Genomic DNA, 15,271 nt, shown 5'->3' with positions numbered 1-15,271 from the left:
TCTCCTGGTTAATGCTTTAATGCTGCATGGCACGGCGATAGCGCGTCATGCGAAATTCAAGATGGCGTGCCAGCCAGTCAATCAGGCTGTTCAACACCCAATAACACAGCGCCACCGTAAGGTAGATTTCCAGCGGCGCATAGGTTGCAGAAATCGCCTGTTTTGCGGCGTACATAAACTCCTGCACCGAGACAATCGACAAAAGCGCTGAATCCTTAATTAATCCGATCATCAGCCCAACCAGCGGCGACAACATCTGCGGCAATGCTTGTGGCAGCACCACATCGCGCAACTGCTCGCTGCGGCTCAGCCCCAATACACGGCAGGCTTCCCATTGACCCAACGGCAGCGCCTCAATCGCAGAGCGGATCACTTGTGCAATATAAGGTGCGTAATAGAGCGTCAGCGCCAGTACGCCCACCTGCGGTGAGCTGAAGGTGATGTCATATTCCGGCAGCACAAAATAGAGCATATAGATCACCACCAGCAGCGGCAGTGCCAGTGTGAGGGCGGTATAAGCCTGCAACAACCTTTGCCAGAAACGCGACGCACGCATCATGACCGTGGCCATCAACGCGCCCCATAACAGAGAACAGAGCGCCGCGATCAGGCACAGTTTCAATGTGGCGACCATACCGTTACCCAGCGATGGCAACGAATCGAGAATGGCTTGCCAATCCATTACGCCCGCCTCCTTTTCGCTTCCAACCGGCGCGCAGCGCTAATCAGCGGCAGCGCAATCAGCAGATAACCAGCCGATATCAACAGCAGAACCTGCGTTGCTTCGTAAGTGCGCGCAATGACAATTTGTCCTGCATAGGTCAACTCGGTCAGCGCCACCACCGACGCCAGCGGCGTGGTTTTTAACAGAATCGTAAACTCATTCACCAGCATAGGCAGACTGGCGCGCATCACTTGCGGATTGATCACATACCACCACGTTAAAAATCGACTCAGCCCCAGCGTACGTGCGGCTTCCCGTTGCCCACGCGTCACCAGACTCTGGTTCACCCGCAAGATTTCCGCCACGTAAGCCCCGCTGTTCAAGCCAATCGCCAGTACCGCAGCCAGCATTGGCTGCCCCCTAGTCCAAGTCGTGGCAAAGTAAAAAAACCACAAACAGTTGAACGATGGCGGGTGTACCACGCATCAGGCTGACATATAACCGCCCAATGAAACGCCAAAACCAGGCGCGACGGAGTTGAAGAAAGCAGCCGAGCTGGCCGAGCACAATGCTGAGTAACGCCGCCAGCACGGTAAGAATCAGCGTCATCAGCAGACCATGTCCTAACTCCGGCAGCGCAGCCAGCACCTGCTCATCCAGCCCCATCACCGCTTACTCCTCGCCAAAGTCCGACAAGTTTTCTGCCACCGACAAACGCAGCGGTGCCGGTTTATCATTGCCTTCAATGCCGGTACAGCAGGCTGAAACGATGAATTGCGTATCCATCACCACACGACAAGTTATGCTGTCGCCCGGTTGAGTGCGGTTGGTTTCTGGCAACAAATCTCCTTCGCGGGTGAGTTTCACGTGCATAAACAGGTTGATGGGATCAGGCAGCTTCGGCACTGACATATCCAAACGCGTTAATTCGCCTTTCACCGCTTCAATACAGCCTTCACCCTGATAACCGCGCTCTGCCAACCAGGCGCCCGTTGAGGCAGGCAACAGCAAATCGTGTCGTTTCACACTATCTTTGCCCAGTACCATCATCGGACGACGACGGTTGTTTACCAGACGCATGCCCGAACCAAGTAAGTAGCTGTTACTGAATACGCGCGTGTGATGAACCGACAACCACACGGCAGGATCGGCCAGGCTGAAGCCAAACAGCGAGGCGACCGCTCCTTCACCCATCGCGGTGATACGCAACAACTGACCGCGCAGTACACGAATCGAACCGGCTTCGCCTGCATTGATATTGACAGGCGCAGCAAGGCGACGGATTTCTGTTTCGGCATACGCCTCACGCATTAACAGCATGTTGAACCTCCACGCGGTCACTGATCTGAATATCGATTGGCGTGACCTGCAGGCCGTTGCCTGGAATGATGTCTTGTGGACAGGATGAGACGGCGCAAATCAGATCGCACAAAGCTTCAAATACAATACGGTCGCCAGGTTTGCTGTTGGGATCGGTAACTTCCATTCGTCCATCGGCGGTTACCGGCCCGTTCTGAAACAGGTTGAACGGTTCTGGCAGGCTGTAATAGCTGATGCCGTTCGCTTTCATGCCTTCAAGCAGGTTATCAACACAGTTGCGGTGGCCTTCAACGCCGAAATCCACGCTGAAGCGGGTTCTGTCACACGCCGGCACGTTGGCGTCGTGAATGCCGATGGTGTCAGAAACGATGCGCAACATTGGGCGGTTCTCACTCGACCAGAGTGCATCGCCTGGTTTGAAGAACAGCGAACGCAAATGCTGGCGAGTATGAACAGGCGATAATTTTTCGTTGAGATCGTCGGCGTTGACCGCCACAAAATCAGCGGCTTGCTGTCCTTCGCTATCAATAACGGTAATGAACTGCCCTTTGGCAACACGGAATGTTTTTCCGTGACCAGCAGGAACCGTCAGGGTTGATTGACACATGGCTTACTCCTGAGGGATAAAATCGCTGGCAGGCACGGTGAAGGTGGTGCCGAGATACTGTTTCTGCAACGCCGTTAGCTCACCGTCTTGCTGCATTGCCAGGATGTGGTCGCCGATGGCTTTATTCAGACTGGTATCCTCTTTACGCGTCGCCCACGCCATCCACTGAGAAGGTCCAGCTTCGCCGACCTGTGCCACTTTGTTTGGGTACTTTTTCACTACTGGCGCTAATACAGAAATATCGTCAAACACGAAATCGGCACGTTTGGTCATCAAGGTGCTGACGGTTTGATCCAGCGTATCAACGCTGATAATCGTGATCGGTTTCTTACCCGCTTTGTTCAACACCTCGTTAAAGCCTTTCAACAGTTGCTCCGGTACGCTGGCGCTTTTCACCGCACCACGCAGGCCAGAAAGATCATCCGCCGTCAGTGTTTTTCCGCTGAATTTCTTCGCCTCACTTTCACGTACCAGCACACCATTAACCGTTTTGCTGTAAGGCACGGTGAACAGCACTTTTTGGCGCGCTCGGCGGTGACGTTGAGTGATGATCCTTCGGCATTAAACGACCCCGAAATCAGGCCGGGTAAGATGCCGCTGAAAGCCGTTTTCTGAAACTCCAGTTTCACACCCAGATCTTTGGCGAAGGATTGCATGATCGCCACGCTGTAACCGGTGATCTCGCCTTTATCATTGGTGAATTCATAAGGAGGAAAAGTAGGATCGATGCCGACAGTAATTTTGCCGCTGCTCTTGATGTCAGCTAGCGTGTCAGCTTGTGCATAGGTTGCCGCACCTACAGTGAGTAACGCGGCCATCAGCATTGCTGTTTTTTTCATGATGGTGATTCCCTGGTGTTGGTGAAATGTCTGTGATCAACAGAGCAGTTTCCGTGCCAGTTTTAATCCAAGGCCGTAACACATCGCCATGCTGAAACGGATTTTTCTCAGGGAATCAATGAGAAACAAATGTTTCTCATTTTGTAATTTACATTTCTTTGGTTTCACAGCAAGCGTAGCGAGCGGCCTAAGAAGAAATACAGCTGCACTTATTTGGTGAGGGGGTGGTCAGAATACGCGCCATTGTGGCGCATCATTCGAGTTCGTCGAGGCTTTGGTGCAAAGTTTCAATGGTGGCGAGATGATTGCTGCTGGCTTTACCCATGCTGCGTGCAACCAGTGAACAGAGTAGATTGCACACGCCCGACAGTGCCACCGTGCTGTCAAAAATCAAGCTCCCATCGGTGTGGCAACGTAGCACCCAACGCGCGTGTCGGGCGGGTTTGCCTGCCAGCACATCGGAAAGGTAGAGCATCGGTACGTTAAGGTCGTTCAGTGCGCTCATTGCTGCTTCCAGCGCAGGCATGCGCCGGCGTAAACCGACGCAGATGACCACATCGTTTGGGCCAAGCGCCGCCAGGTGTTCCGCTAAAGAATCGCCCGCGCGCGGCAGCAAGCGTACATCGGGATGGACATGAACCAGATCGCGATAGATCAGCATGGCGATAGTTTGGCTGTGGCGCCAGCCCATCACCACCACGCGCCGCGCATTAGCGATGGCGCTCACACAGGACTGAAGTTCATCCCCTTCCAGTGAGCGGAAAGTATTGACCAGGTTAGCCACTTCTTTTTCCAAATGACTTTGCATCAGACTGTCGAGTGGTGATGCGCCAGGTGCCGCTTGCAGATAGAGTGGCGATCCGCTGTTTTGCATTTCGCGAGCTTGACGACGTGCGGCGTCGTAGCTTTCATATCCGAGATGACGAAAAAACGGGTAGCAGTCGCTTTGGAAACGCCCGCACTTTGCGCCAGTTCAGTGGCGGTATTCATCGCTAACTGACCCGGCGCTGCCAGCAATATATCGGCCAGTCGCTGTTCATGCAGCGAAAGCTGATCCCAATGTTGTCGGATACGGCCTTCTAACGATGCCGGTTTTGCGCTCATTACAAATCCCTGAAAAACAAAAGTCTCATCCTGCACAGAGCGCGCCGGAATGTCATCAGGAATTTAGTTTGATGTGTCCCCCACCTCAATCCTCCGCCATAAAGGGGAGAGGATGATGCCACAGGTGAGTAATGACACTGTATAGAGCAGCGTCTCCTGCCCCGGCAGATGAAGGACGGCGCTCAGAGCAGCAAAACGCACGCATAAAAAAGGCCGGGAAGCGTCCCGGCCTTCATCAACAGCGGTTCAGCAAAAATTACTTGCCGGTTGGGCGCAGCGCTGGGAACAGAATCACGTCGCGGATGGTGTGGCTGTTGGTAAACAGCATCACCATACGGTCGATACCAATGCCTAAACCGGCAGTTGGTGGTAAACCGTGTTCCAGCGCAGTAACGTAATCTTCGTCATAGAACATCGCTTCGTCGTCACCAGCATCTTTTGCATTAACCTGTTGCAGGAAACGTTCAGCCTGATCTTCCGCATCGTTCAACTCCGAGAAGCCGTTACCGATTTCACGACCACCGATGAAGAACTCAAAGCGGTCAGTGATTTCTGGGTTGTCGTCATTACGACGCGCCAGTGGTGACACTTCAGCCGGATATTCGGTGATGAAAGTCGGCTGGATCAGATGCGCTTCTGCGGTCTCTTCAAAGATCTCAGTCACTACGCGGCCTAAGCCCCAGCTTTTCTCAACTTTAATGCCGATTGACTGCGCAATCGCGACCGCTTTGTCAAAATCTTCCAGGTCGGTCAGATCGGTTTCCGGGCGGTATTTTTTGATCGCTTCGCGCATGGTCAGCTTTTCAAACGGCTTACCAAAGTCGAACTCTTGTTCGCCGTAAGGCACCACAGTGGTGCCCAGCACATCTTGTGCCAGCGTGCGGAACAAACTTTCCGTCAGTTCGATCAAATCTTTATAATCCGCATACGCCATATAGAGTTCCATCATGGTGAACTCAGGGTTATGACGCGGCGAAATACCTTCGTTACGGAAGTTACGGTTGATCTCAAACACACGATCAAAACCGCCAACCACCAAACGCTTCAGATAAAGCTCCGGCGCAATACGCAGATACATATCGATATCCAGCGCATTGTGATGGGTGATAAAAGGACGCGCAGAAGCACCGCCTGGGATCACCTGCATCATTGGGGTTTCCACTTCCATAAAGTCACGGCCAACCATGAACTGGCGAATACCTGCCATGATTTGCGAACGAATTTTGAACGTGTTACGTGATTCATCGTTAGCGATGAGATCAAGGTAGCGCTGGCGATAACGCGTTTCCTGATCGGCAAGGCCATGGAATTTGTCTGGCAGCGGACGCAGTGCTTTGGTCAGCAGGCGCAGTTCAGAACAGTGAATCGACAGCTCGCCGGTTTTGGTTTTGAACAGCTTGCCGCGGGCACCGAGGATATCGCCAAGGTCCCATTTTTTGAACTGCTCGTTGTAGATGCCTTCGGCCAAATCGTCACGCGATACATAGAGTTGGATACGGCCACCCACATCTTGCAGGGTAACGAACGAAGCTTTACCCATGATGCGGCGAGTCATCATACGACCCGCGACACTGATCTCGATGCCGAGATCTTCCAGCTCTTCGTTGCTCTTCTCATCGTAGCTGGCGTGCAGCAGATCAGAAGTGGTGTCACGACGGAAATCGTTAGGAAACGCCACGCCGGTTTCACGCAGCGCGCCAAGCTTCTCGCGACGTGCTTTCAGTTCATTATTTAACTCAAGTGCGACGTCAGCGCTCTGCGGTTGTTGTTCAGACATGTCGGTTCCTTATAACCCTGCTTTTAAACTTGCTTCAATGAATCGATCCAGATCGCCGTCCAGCACCGCTTGGGTGTTGCGGGTTTCAACGCCGGTACGCAAATCTTTGATACGTGAATCATCGAGAACGTAAGAACGGATCTGGCTACCCCAACCGATGTCGGATTTGTTGTCTTCCAACGCCTGCTTCTCGGCATTTTTCTTTTGCATCTCAAGCTCATACAGCTTCGCCTTCATCTGCTTCATCGCTTGATCTTTGTTTTTATGCTGAGAACGGTCGTTCTGACATTGCGTCACGGTATTGGTTGGAAGGTGGGTAATACGCACCGCGGATTCAGTACGGTTAACGTGCTGACCACCCGCACCCGATGCGCGGTAAACGTCGATACGCAGATCGGCTGGGTTGATTTCGATATCAATATCGTCATCCACTTCCGGATAAATAAAGGCCGAGCTGAATGAGGTATGACGACGACCCCCGAATCGAACGGACTTTTACGCACCAGGCGATGCACGCCCGTTTCAGTACGCAACCAGCCAAACGCATAATCACCTGAAACACGAATCGTGACCGATTTAATTCCGGCTACGTCACCTTCAGATTCTTCAATAATTTCAGTTTTGAAGCCTTTGGCTTCAGCCCAACGCAGATACATACGCGCCAGCATGCTGGCCCAGTCCTGCGCTTCGGTGCCACCAGAACCGGCTTGCAAATCGATATAGCAGTCAGCGCTGTCATATTCGCCAGAGAACATGCGGCGGAATTCTAATTCGCCCAGCTTGCCTTCCAGCACATCCAGTTCGGTAACGGCTTCGTTAAACGTTTCTTCGTCGTCCGCTTCTACCGCCAATTCCAGCAAGCCCTGTACATCTTCCAGGCCTTGAGTCATTTGGTCGAGGGTTTCAACGATAGCTTCCAGTGAGGAGCGCTCTTTTCCCAGCGCCTGTGCACGCTCTGGCGTGTTCCAGACATCTGGCTGCTCCAGCTCGGCGTTTACTTCTTCGAGGCGTTCTTTCTTAGCATCGTAGTCAAAGATACCCCCGAAGAACGTCGCTGCGCTCGGTGAGGTCTTGAATACGGTTTTTAACCGGGTTGATTTCAAACATGGCTTTAGCGTCTTTTTAGCGTTCGATGGGTGAGAAATTAACGCATAAGTTTACCCGAAATCGACGCCAGTTTGTAGCGCTGAGACCGTCTGCGACGGGAAGGCATTTCGCAAACCGAAACAACAGGAAAAAATTCGCGCTTAATTACTGGAAACATCAGAGAGGTTGCTTTACAGATAATTAAGGAAAAACCTGTTTCACAGACTGCGTTATGCTAAAAGCCACAAGAAAAGCCTGCATTTTTTACGGTTAAAAGGACACCCACCTAAAAAAAGTGGCTGAAAAATAAATAAAAAATGAATATCGGGTTTTCAAATTACGTTTTATCGATGAAAAACCCATAACACCCAGCAAGATCCAATAAAACATCCGCACGCGTCAAAAACGGTTTTCTTATCTTCTGTTTTCAAACGTCAATTCAACATGTAAGCAACGGATGCCGCTCTCAACACGGGACGACTTTTTAGCCAATACCACGTGGGCGAGTGAAACACTTCATTCCAGGTGATGAAGTGCGTATATCGTTGTTCTTTAGTACCCTGCCACTCGGAGCGCGTCGAATTTCATCTGTCTTGTTTCTTTTTGGCGTGCGGGCGCGCTCTTTTTAGCCTAGCGGCCATAGGTGATCGATAATCAGCTGAACCGTGCGGTTGCCGCGATACTCATTGATATCGAGTTTGAACGCCAACTCGACATGACGCACGCTGCTGTCCGGCCACAAGGTGGTATCAACGTTAAACGCGATGCCATCAATCAGCGGCCCCCCATCCAGCGGCTCAACCATCACTTTCAAATGGCGCTCGCCAACCAAACGCTGTTGCAGTAGCTTGAATTTTCCGTCAAAGGCGGGTTCCGGGAAAGCTTGTCCCCAAGGCCCCGCTTCACGCAGCATTTCTGCGGTTTGCAGCGAAAAATCCGAGGGATGCAGCGCACCATCTGACCAGATAATGCCCTGCAAAGCTTCCCCTTCAGCCACTCACCTACCAGCTCGGCAAAGCGCTGCTGAAACTCGTCGTAACGCGCCTCTTCCAGCGACAATCCTGCTGCCATAGCGTGACCACCAAACTTCAACATCATGCCAGGATAAAGCGTGTCCAGCCGCTCCAGCGCATCACGCAGATGCAAACCGGCAATCGAGCGGCCCGAGCCTTTCAAGGTGCCGTCTCCGGCAGGGGCAAACGCAATGACCGGACGATGAAAGCGCTCTTTTAACCGCGAGGCCAAAATCCCCACCACGCCCTGATGCCATTCAGGATGATAAAAAGCCAACCCCAGCGGCAAATCGGTTTGTTCGCGCTCTAATTTCTGACACAGCGCCAACGCCTCGCTTTGCATCCCCTGCTCAATCTCTTTCCGCGTTTGATTAAGCGCATCGAGTTCGCTGGCCAGCATGCGTGCCTGGCTGAGATCGTCGGTGAGCAATAACGCCACGCCAACTGACATATCATCCAGCCTTCCTGCGGCATTCAGGCGCGGGCCGAGCGCGAAGCCCAAATCGCTGGCCACCAACTGGCGTGCCTCACGATTAGCAATTTCCAGCAGTGCGCGAATGCCAGGACGGCATTTCCCCGCGCGGATGCGGCTTAAACCTTGCCACACCAAAATACGGTTATTCACATCAAGCGGCACGACATCGGCCACCGTGCCGAGCGCGACTAAATCCAGCAAACCGGCCAGGTTTGGCTCCGCTCGCGCCTCGCCGAACCAGTTAAGTGACCGCAAATGCGCACGCAGCGCCATCATTAGATAAAATGCTACGCCAACGCCCGCCAGCGAACGCGACGGGAATGCACAATCATTCAGGTTGGGATTAACGATGGCATCAGCGTCCGGCAGCGTTTCACCAGGCAAGTGGTGGTCGGTAACCAGCACAGGAATGCCATGCTGATGGGCATATTCCACACCCGCATGTGACGAGATGCCGTTATCAACCGTCAGGATTATTTCAGCGCCACGCGTACGCGCCTGTTCGACCACTTCAGGGCTGAGTCCATAACCATCTTCAAAACGGTTTGGCACCAGATACTGCACGTTGCCACCGCCCATGCTGCGTAATGCCAATACGGTTAGCGCGGTGCTGGTTGCGCCATCGGCGTCAAAGTCACCCACTACCATAATACGGCGACCATCCAGCAAAGCTTGATGCAGCAGCGCAACCGCTTTATCGATGCCGGTTAATGCCTGAAAGGGCAGCAAATTTTTTGCGCCGCGTTCCAGATCGACCGGATCGCACACGCCGCGCTGCAGATAAAGACGCTTTAAGAGCGGCGGAAGATCCGCCGGTAAATTGTCCGCGATCTGCACCTCGCGGCGACGCAATTCAACTTCTTTATTCAACACCGGTTAACCACCACGTTTTTGACTATCCAGTACTTGCTTCAGCTCTTTCGGGCCTTGATAACCAGGGATCATCATGCCGCTGTCGGTAAGAATCGCAGGGGTTCCCTGAATTCCGAACAGAATGCCCAGCTTGTAGTGCTGCTCGATATCGATATTACAGGAGTCGGGTGCAGACATTTTTGGTGAATCGCCCTTCATGGCTTCATCAAAGGCTTTATTGCGATCGGCGCTGCACCAAATCGCTTTCATGGCGGTTTCAACCTGCCCTTGCACACCTTCACGCGGGAACGCCAGATAGCGTACGGTGATGCCCAGCGCGTTGTAATCCGCCATTTGCTCATGCAGCTTGCGGCAATATCCGCAGGTAATGTCGGTAAAAATCGTCACGACGTGCTGCTCTTTCGGCGCTTTATAAATGATCATTTGTGGAACCAGCGCTTCCACCTTTTTATCCAGCAGCTTGTTGGTTACGTTAACAGGCTGCGCTCCGCTTACGTCATACAGCGGCCCCTGAACCATATGTTTGCCATCGTCGGTCACATACAATACGCCGCTTTCGGTGAGCACCGTTTTAAACCCTGCCACTGGCGCGGGTTGAATTTCAGCTTGCTGGATGCCTATCTTTTTTAAAGATTGCTGTATGGCGGCGTCGTCAGCCTGAGCCAGACCGGAAAAGGTGCCAGCCAACAGGGCCAGCATGGCAAAATGCTTGTTCATCGTCTTCCTTACTTCCGTCGGTTATGCACGCGGATGATGTTGTTGGTGTAACAGACGCAGGCGCTCAGTCGCGACATGCGTATAAATTTGAGTGGTCGAGAGATCGCTGTGACCCAGCAACATTTGTACGACACGCAAATCGGCCCCGTGGTTCAGCAAATGGGTCGCAAATGCATGGCGCAGCACGTGTGGCGACAGCTTTTCGCTGTCAATGCCCGCTAGCGTGGCATAGTGCTTAATGCGATGCCAGAAGGTTTGCCGCGTCATTTGCTGCGCACGATTGCTAGGAAACATCACATCCAGCGTCTGCCCATTCAGCAGCCAAGGCCGACCGTGATCCAGATAGTGCTCGATCCAGTAAACCGCTTCTTCACCTAAAGGCACAAGTCGCTCTTTATTCCCTTTACCGATCACGCGTACCACGCCCTGACGCAGGCTGATATCGCTCATGGTCAAGCCAACCAGTTCGGTAACGCGCAGGCCGGTGGCGTAAAGCAGCTCCAGCATCGCTTTGTCGCGCAGTTCCAGCGGCACATCAATGTTGGGTGCCTGTAACAGGCGTTCAATCTGCGCTTCACTGAGATCTTTTGGCAGCCGCTGCGGTAATTTGGGCGCAGAAAGCATAGCGCTGGGATCATCCGTCCGCAGCTTCTCACGGTAGAGATATTGAAACATGCGCCGCATGCAGCTCAGCAGACGTGCTGAACTGGTGGCTTTGTAGCCGCCTTCAACGCGCTCAGAGAGAAACTGCTGGAGATCGAGTGCGCTGACGTTGAGCAGCGTGAGCTCATGATGCCCAAGCCAGCCGGTCAGCGTTTGCAAATCCTGACGGTAAGATGACAAGGTATTTTGCGCCAGATTACGCTCTATCCAGAGCGCATCAAGAAACTGTTCTGTCAGTTCGCTGTCTTGCACGTTATCCCCGCCATTCGATGTGAAATCGTGCTCATTATGCCTGATTCAAATCCACTTCTGATACAATTGCGCCAAAGTCAGCCTAAACAGAGCATTAACTGCATGAAGATCGGTCTTTTTTACGGTTCCAGTACCTGTTACACCGAAATCGTAGCGGAGAAAATGCGTGATTTTATTGGTGAAGAGTTGGTCACGCTGCACAACGTAAGGGACGACGATCCCAGCCTAATGGAGCAGTATGATCTGCTTATTCTGGGCATTCCGACCTGGGATTTCGGCGAGTTGCAGGAAGACTGGGAAGCGATTTGGCCGCAATTACCCGGGCTTAACCTGCAAAACAAAATTGTCGCGCTATACGGCATGGGCGATCAGATTGGCTACAGCGAATGGTTTCTTGATGCGCTAGGCATGTTGCATGATTTATTGCAGCCAATGGGCGTGCGCTTCGTGGGTTACTGGCCGCTAGAGGGTTATGAATTTACCAGCCCGAAACCGCTTACGGCTGACGGTAAACAGTTCGTGGGTTTGGCGCTCGACGATGTGAATCAGTTTGAAGTGACCGACGAGCGAGTCGAACAGTGGTGCGAGCAGGTGTTAACCGAAACGGCCGAGCTATTTTAACGGAGCCGTTGCAGCCGGTTCGCTGAGACAGCAGGCGCGTAAGACGCGCCATTCAGCGGGCTGCATGTTGTCTTGCATCAGCCACATCCGCAGCTGTTTTCCCTGCTCACTCTTTCCCACCAGCAGCACCGCGTTGGGTAACCAGCGCAGCGGCTGTTGCAGCTGCCAGCGGATGCCTTGCCAGCACCAGCAATGCGCGCTTTCCCGTTGCAGCCAGCCCTCTCTTTGACGTAAGCGACGATCATTGCGCCACCCTTCCCAAAGCATTAATGCTAACAACGCCATCTTGAAGAGCACCCCGTTTTCAGCCGCAGGCATAAGCGCAACAAATATCATCGCGCCGCTTAACAGCACCCACTGAATATGGCGTGCGCGGCGCGAAGGGTGCAGCTTACATTGCCACTGGGCCACGTTCACGATTACGCTGCTGGATAAGATTTACCATCCGCTTCAGTTCAGGATCGCTGGGTTCACCGTGATTCATCATCCAGTTAAACAGATCGGGATCGTCACTTTTTAATAACGCGATAAAGACCTGCTTGTCGATGTCCGACAGCGAGTCAAATTCGTACTTGAAGAACGGCATAATAGCGATATCCAACTCCAGCATGCCACGACGGCAAGCCCAGTGAATGCGCGATTTTTCATGAATATCCATGCGTCAATTTCCACAGTTCAAACAATGACGGCTAGTGTAACCTGGATTCCGTTGGGCTGCAGGCGCTCCACACAGTGCTGTGCAGCAGGCCGCAATTTATGACTATGATTTTCAGGGTTATCATGCGATTTGTGCGGCGTTTTCGGTAAACAGGTTGCAATGCCTCCCGGCTCTTTTAACATTGAAGACATTACAGTGAAAAACACCGTTTCGGATGAACCTTTCAACTCAGGATATCCCCATGCCTACTTATACCTTACCGCCGCGCCAACCTGCCGCGTCGTCACGTCTGCCTTTAACACTGATTTCGCTCGAGGCTTGGGCATTGGTTTCTGTTTATGGCGCTGACAGCACCAGTTATCTACAAGGTCAGCTAACGCTGGATGTCGCTGGACTGGACGCCGCGCATCACTCGTTGGCGGCGCACTGCGATGCCAAGGGCAAAATGTGGAGCAATCTGCGTCTGTTTCATCGCGGCGAAGGTTACGCTTATCTGGTTCGACGCGAGTTGCGCGACACCCAGTTGCCAGAGCTGAAAAAGTACGCGGTGTTCTCCAAAGTGACGCTAACCGCTGATGATGACGCCGTGCTGCTGGGCGTCGCGGGTTTTCAGGCGCGCGCCGCCTTAGCCAATCTGTTTGACACGCTGCCAGACAGTGAAACGCCGGTGGTACAGCAGGGCGAAACCACGCTGCTGTGGTTTGCGCATCCGGCGGAGCGTTTCTTAATGGTGACTTCGCTGGAACAGGCCGAAGTGCTGAAACAGAAACTGGCAGATGATGCGCAGTTAAATGACAGCACCCAATGGCTGGCGCTGGATATTGAAGCCGGTATTCCGGTGATTGACGCCGTGACCAGCGCGCAATTAATTCCGCAGGCGACAAATCTGCAGGCTCTGGATGCCATCAGCTTTAAGAAAGGCTGTTACACCGGGCAGGAAATGGTGGCGCGCGCCAAATATCGCGGCGCTAACAAGCGTGCACTTTACTGGCTGGCAGGCCAGGCAAGCCATATCCCGGCGGCGGGTGATTCACTGGAACTGCAAATGGGCGAGCGCTGGCGCCGTACCGGCACCGTGCTTAGCGCTGTGCAGTTGGATAATGGCGAATGTTGGGTGCAGGTGGTGATGAACAACGATCTTGAGCCAGATAGCGTGTTGCGGATTGAAGGTGATGAAGGTGGCAAGCTGACTATTCAGCCGCTGCCTTATTCATTAGCCGAGGGTTAACGCTGCCTGGTTGCGATCAAGCTGCATGTGGCAGCGTCTCCTTCCCTATTTATGCGGGAAGGTCGGGATGGAAAACAGCCAGCACAACCCAATAAAGTCAGGCGTCGTTTGTCCCCCACCTCTGTCCTCCCCCACATGTGGGGGAGGAAGATGCTGCCAGATGTAAGCATCGAAGCTGCATGTTGCAGCGTCTCCTTCCCCTATTTATGGGGGAAGGCCGGGATGGAAAACAGCCAGCACAACCCAATAAACTCAGGCGTCGCTTGTCCCCCACCTCTGTCCTCCCCCACATGTGGGGGAGGAAGATATTGCCAGATGCAAGTAGTGAAGCTGCATGTTGCAGCGTCTCCTTCCCCTATTTATGGGGGAAGGCCGGGATGGGGGATAACGCGCAGAGGACTACTGCGTCATATTCAAAATGGTGCGGATATTCTGCGCGGTAGTGGCAATAATATCGATCGCACCCGTACGCAATGCACCAAGAATCGCCAAGGCTTTAGTGTTCTCTGAAGCAATTGCAATCACGCAGGGATCTTGCGTAACTCATCAATGCTCAAGCCAATAACCCGGTCATTCATCACCGTGTCAACGTGCTGACCCTGCGAATTGAAAAAGTCGTAGCCCGCGATATCACCGGTCACGCCCTGGTTCAGGCTGGCATCAATGATTTCGTGCGGACTAAACCAGCCCAATTTGACCATATAACTGTTTTCATTCATGTCACCGATACCGACCAGCGCGATATCCGCTTTACGCGCGCGATCCAGCGTCTCTTTAATGGTGCCGTTCTGCATAAAAGCTTCTTTCAACGCACGGTTTTCCACATACGCCGGGGCATACAGCGTTTCGCTAATACCACCAAATTTTTTCGCCAATCGACGGCTGATATGGTCGGCATTGATCGCATCGCCGGGCCGATGTGTACCGCCAATACCGCTGATAAAGTGGCAATTACGCGTTGGCACCTGGCCAGGATGATCGGCAATCGCCGCCACGTTGCGCCCTTGACCTACCGCAACCACTGAATTTTCTTTCAACGATTGCTCAAGATGGGTCGATACCAGCGCAGCCAGTTGGCGACGTTGCTCATCGCTGTCCTGTAAATCCAGCGCAATCAGCGCACGTTGTAACTGGGGAAAACGATCAAGAAGTTGTTGCTCGAGGCGGGTACTGAACACCGGATGGTAACGCACATTAATTTCAACAATGCCCTCTTCCCGGGCGCGTTTCAGCAATCTTCCGACTTTGATGCGTGAAATGCCAAACTTACGCGCTATCTCTTCCTGGGTAGTTTCGTCCTGATAATAGGCGACCGCGATTTCCGTCAGCAGTTCTGAATCCTGAGAAAGCGTGTGTTTTTCCATGCGTTATCTG

At 53.0% G+C, this 15,271-nt stretch carries 10 protein-coding genes and 6 pseudogenes; 2 read left to right on the top strand and 14 right to left on the bottom strand.

Going from position 1 to position 15,271, the window contains the following annotated elements; translation table 11 throughout:
- Window positions 1-16: 16 nt before the first annotated feature.
- The 11 genes and pseudogenes from KQP84_RS06825 to xerD form a co-directional block, all read right to left on the bottom strand.
- Window positions 17-682 carry an amino acid ABC transporter permease gene (locus tag KQP84_RS06825; protein WP_215845702.1) on the bottom strand — a complete coding sequence of 222 codons (666 nt, stop codon included), beginning with the start codon at window positions 680-682 and terminating at the stop codon, window positions 17-19.
- Window positions 682-1,330: pseudogene (locus KQP84_RS06820) on the bottom strand (amino acid ABC transporter permease). The gene KQP84_RS06825 and the pseudogene KQP84_RS06820 overlap by 1 nt, the downstream one beginning before the upstream one ends.
- Window positions 1,331-1,336: 6 nt before the next feature.
- On the bottom strand, window positions 1,337-1,984 hold the full coding sequence (locus tag KQP84_RS06815) for an urea carboxylase-associated family protein (protein ID WP_215845701.1): 648 nt from the start codon (window positions 1,982-1,984) through the stop codon (window positions 1,337-1,339).
- The gene (locus KQP84_RS06810) at window positions 1,968-2,591 is read right to left on the bottom strand and encodes a DUF1989 domain-containing protein (RefSeq protein WP_215845700.1); all 624 of its coding nucleotides are present in this window, start codon (window positions 2,589-2,591) and stop codon (window positions 1,968-1,970) included. The genes KQP84_RS06815 and KQP84_RS06810 overlap by 17 nt, the downstream gene beginning before the upstream one ends.
- 3 nt (window positions 2,592-2,594) lie before the next feature.
- Window positions 2,595-3,430, bottom strand: a pseudogene (locus tag KQP84_RS06805) (transporter substrate-binding domain-containing protein).
- A 253-nt stretch (window positions 3,431-3,683) separates the two neighbouring features.
- Window positions 3,684-4,534: pseudogene (locus tag KQP84_RS06800) on the bottom strand (MurR/RpiR family transcriptional regulator).
- A gap of 256 nt (window positions 4,535-4,790) precedes the next feature.
- Window positions 4,791-6,311, bottom strand: a complete 1,521-nt coding sequence (gene lysS / locus KQP84_RS06795) for a lysine--tRNA ligase (RefSeq protein ID WP_215845699.1) — start codon at window positions 6,309-6,311, stop codon at window positions 4,791-4,793.
- Window positions 6,312-6,320: 9 nt separating this feature from the next.
- Window positions 6,321-7,418: pseudogene (gene prfB / locus KQP84_RS06790) on the bottom strand (peptide chain release factor 2).
- A gap of 604 nt (window positions 7,419-8,022) precedes the next feature.
- Window positions 8,023-9,758, bottom strand: a pseudogene (recJ, locus tag KQP84_RS06785) (single-stranded-DNA-specific exonuclease RecJ).
- 3 nt (window positions 9,759-9,761) lie between these two features.
- Window positions 9,762-10,475, bottom strand: a complete 714-nt coding sequence (dsbC, locus tag KQP84_RS06780; RefSeq protein ID WP_215845698.1) for a bifunctional protein-disulfide isomerase/oxidoreductase DsbC — start codon at window positions 10,473-10,475, stop codon at window positions 9,762-9,764.
- 21 nt (window positions 10,476-10,496) lie between these two features.
- A complete protein-coding gene (gene xerD, locus KQP84_RS06775) occupies window positions 10,497-11,390 on the bottom strand; it encodes a site-specific tyrosine recombinase XerD (RefSeq protein WP_215845697.1) in 894 nt (297 codons plus the stop codon).
- A 102-nt stretch (window positions 11,391-11,492) separates the two neighbouring features.
- Here xerD and fldB point away from each other — a divergent pair, with 102 nt between their 5' ends.
- Window positions 11,493-12,011 carry a flavodoxin FldB gene (gene fldB, locus KQP84_RS06770; RefSeq protein WP_215845696.1) on the top strand — a complete coding sequence of 173 codons (519 nt, stop codon included), beginning with the start codon at window positions 11,493-11,495 and terminating at the stop codon, window positions 12,009-12,011.
- Here fldB and KQP84_RS06765 read toward each other — a convergent pair.
- Both KQP84_RS06765 and sdhE read right to left on the bottom strand, forming a co-directional pair.
- The gene (locus KQP84_RS06765; RefSeq protein WP_215845695.1) at window positions 12,003-12,428 is read right to left on the bottom strand and encodes a protein YgfX; all 426 of its coding nucleotides are present in this window, start codon (window positions 12,426-12,428) and stop codon (window positions 12,003-12,005) included. The two genes, fldB and KQP84_RS06765, sit on opposite strands and share 9 nt — an antisense overlap.
- Complete coding sequence (sdhE, locus tag KQP84_RS06760) at window positions 12,403-12,669, bottom strand: FAD assembly factor SdhE (RefSeq protein ID WP_215845694.1); 267 nt, start codon at window positions 12,667-12,669, stop codon at window positions 12,403-12,405. The genes KQP84_RS06765 and sdhE overlap by 26 nt, the downstream gene beginning before the upstream one ends.
- A gap of 241 nt (window positions 12,670-12,910) precedes the next feature.
- Here sdhE and ygfZ point away from each other — a divergent pair, with 241 nt between their 5' ends.
- The gene (ygfZ, locus tag KQP84_RS06755; RefSeq protein WP_215845693.1) at window positions 12,911-13,897 is read left to right on the top strand and encodes a tRNA-modifying protein YgfZ; all 987 of its coding nucleotides are present in this window, start codon (window positions 12,911-12,913) and stop codon (window positions 13,895-13,897) included.
- Window positions 13,898-14,296: 399 nt separating this feature from the next.
- Here ygfZ and KQP84_RS06750 read toward each other — a convergent pair.
- Window positions 14,297-15,261 (bottom strand): annotated as a pseudogene (locus KQP84_RS06750) (sugar-binding transcriptional regulator).
- Between the last annotated feature and the right edge of the window lie 10 nt (window positions 15,262-15,271).

The sequence above is a fragment of the Candidatus Pantoea bituminis genome, assembly GCF_018842675.1.
Taxonomy (GTDB): Bacteria; Pseudomonadota; Gammaproteobacteria; order Enterobacterales; family Enterobacteriaceae; genus Pantoea; species Pantoea phytostimulans.
Note: the sequence above shows the minus strand (reverse complement) of the source record. Positions and strands in the feature narration are given on the sequence as shown.

Excerpts from the sequence above, each read along its gene's own strand:
- KQP84_RS06825 (WP_215845702.1), bottom strand. The coding sequence starts at position 682 with ATGGATTGGCAAGCCATTCTCGATTCGTTGCCATCGCTGGGTAACGGT.
- KQP84_RS06815 (WP_215845701.1), bottom strand. The coding sequence starts at position 1,984 with ATGCTGTTAATGCGTGAGGCGTATGCCGAAACAGAAATCCGTCGCCTT.
- KQP84_RS06810 (WP_215845700.1), bottom strand. The coding sequence starts at position 2,591 with ATGTGTCAATCAACCCTGACGGTTCCTGCTGGTCACGGAAAAACATTC.
- lysS (WP_215845699.1), bottom strand. The coding sequence starts at position 6,311 with ATGTCTGAACAACAACCGCAGAGCGCTGACGTCGCACTTGAGTTAAAT.
- dsbC (WP_215845698.1), bottom strand. The coding sequence starts at position 10,475 with ATGAACAAGCATTTTGCCATGCTGGCCCTGTTGGCTGGCACCTTTTCC.
- fldB (WP_215845696.1), top strand. The coding sequence starts at position 11,493 with ATGAAGATCGGTCTTTTTTACGGTTCCAGTACCTGTTACACCGAAATC.
- sdhE (WP_215845694.1), bottom strand. The coding sequence starts at position 12,669 with ATGGATATTCATGAAAAATCGCGCATTCACTGGGCTTGCCGTCGTGGC.
- ygfZ (WP_215845693.1), top strand. The coding sequence starts at position 12,911 with ATGCCTACTTATACCTTACCGCCGCGCCAACCTGCCGCGTCGTCACGT.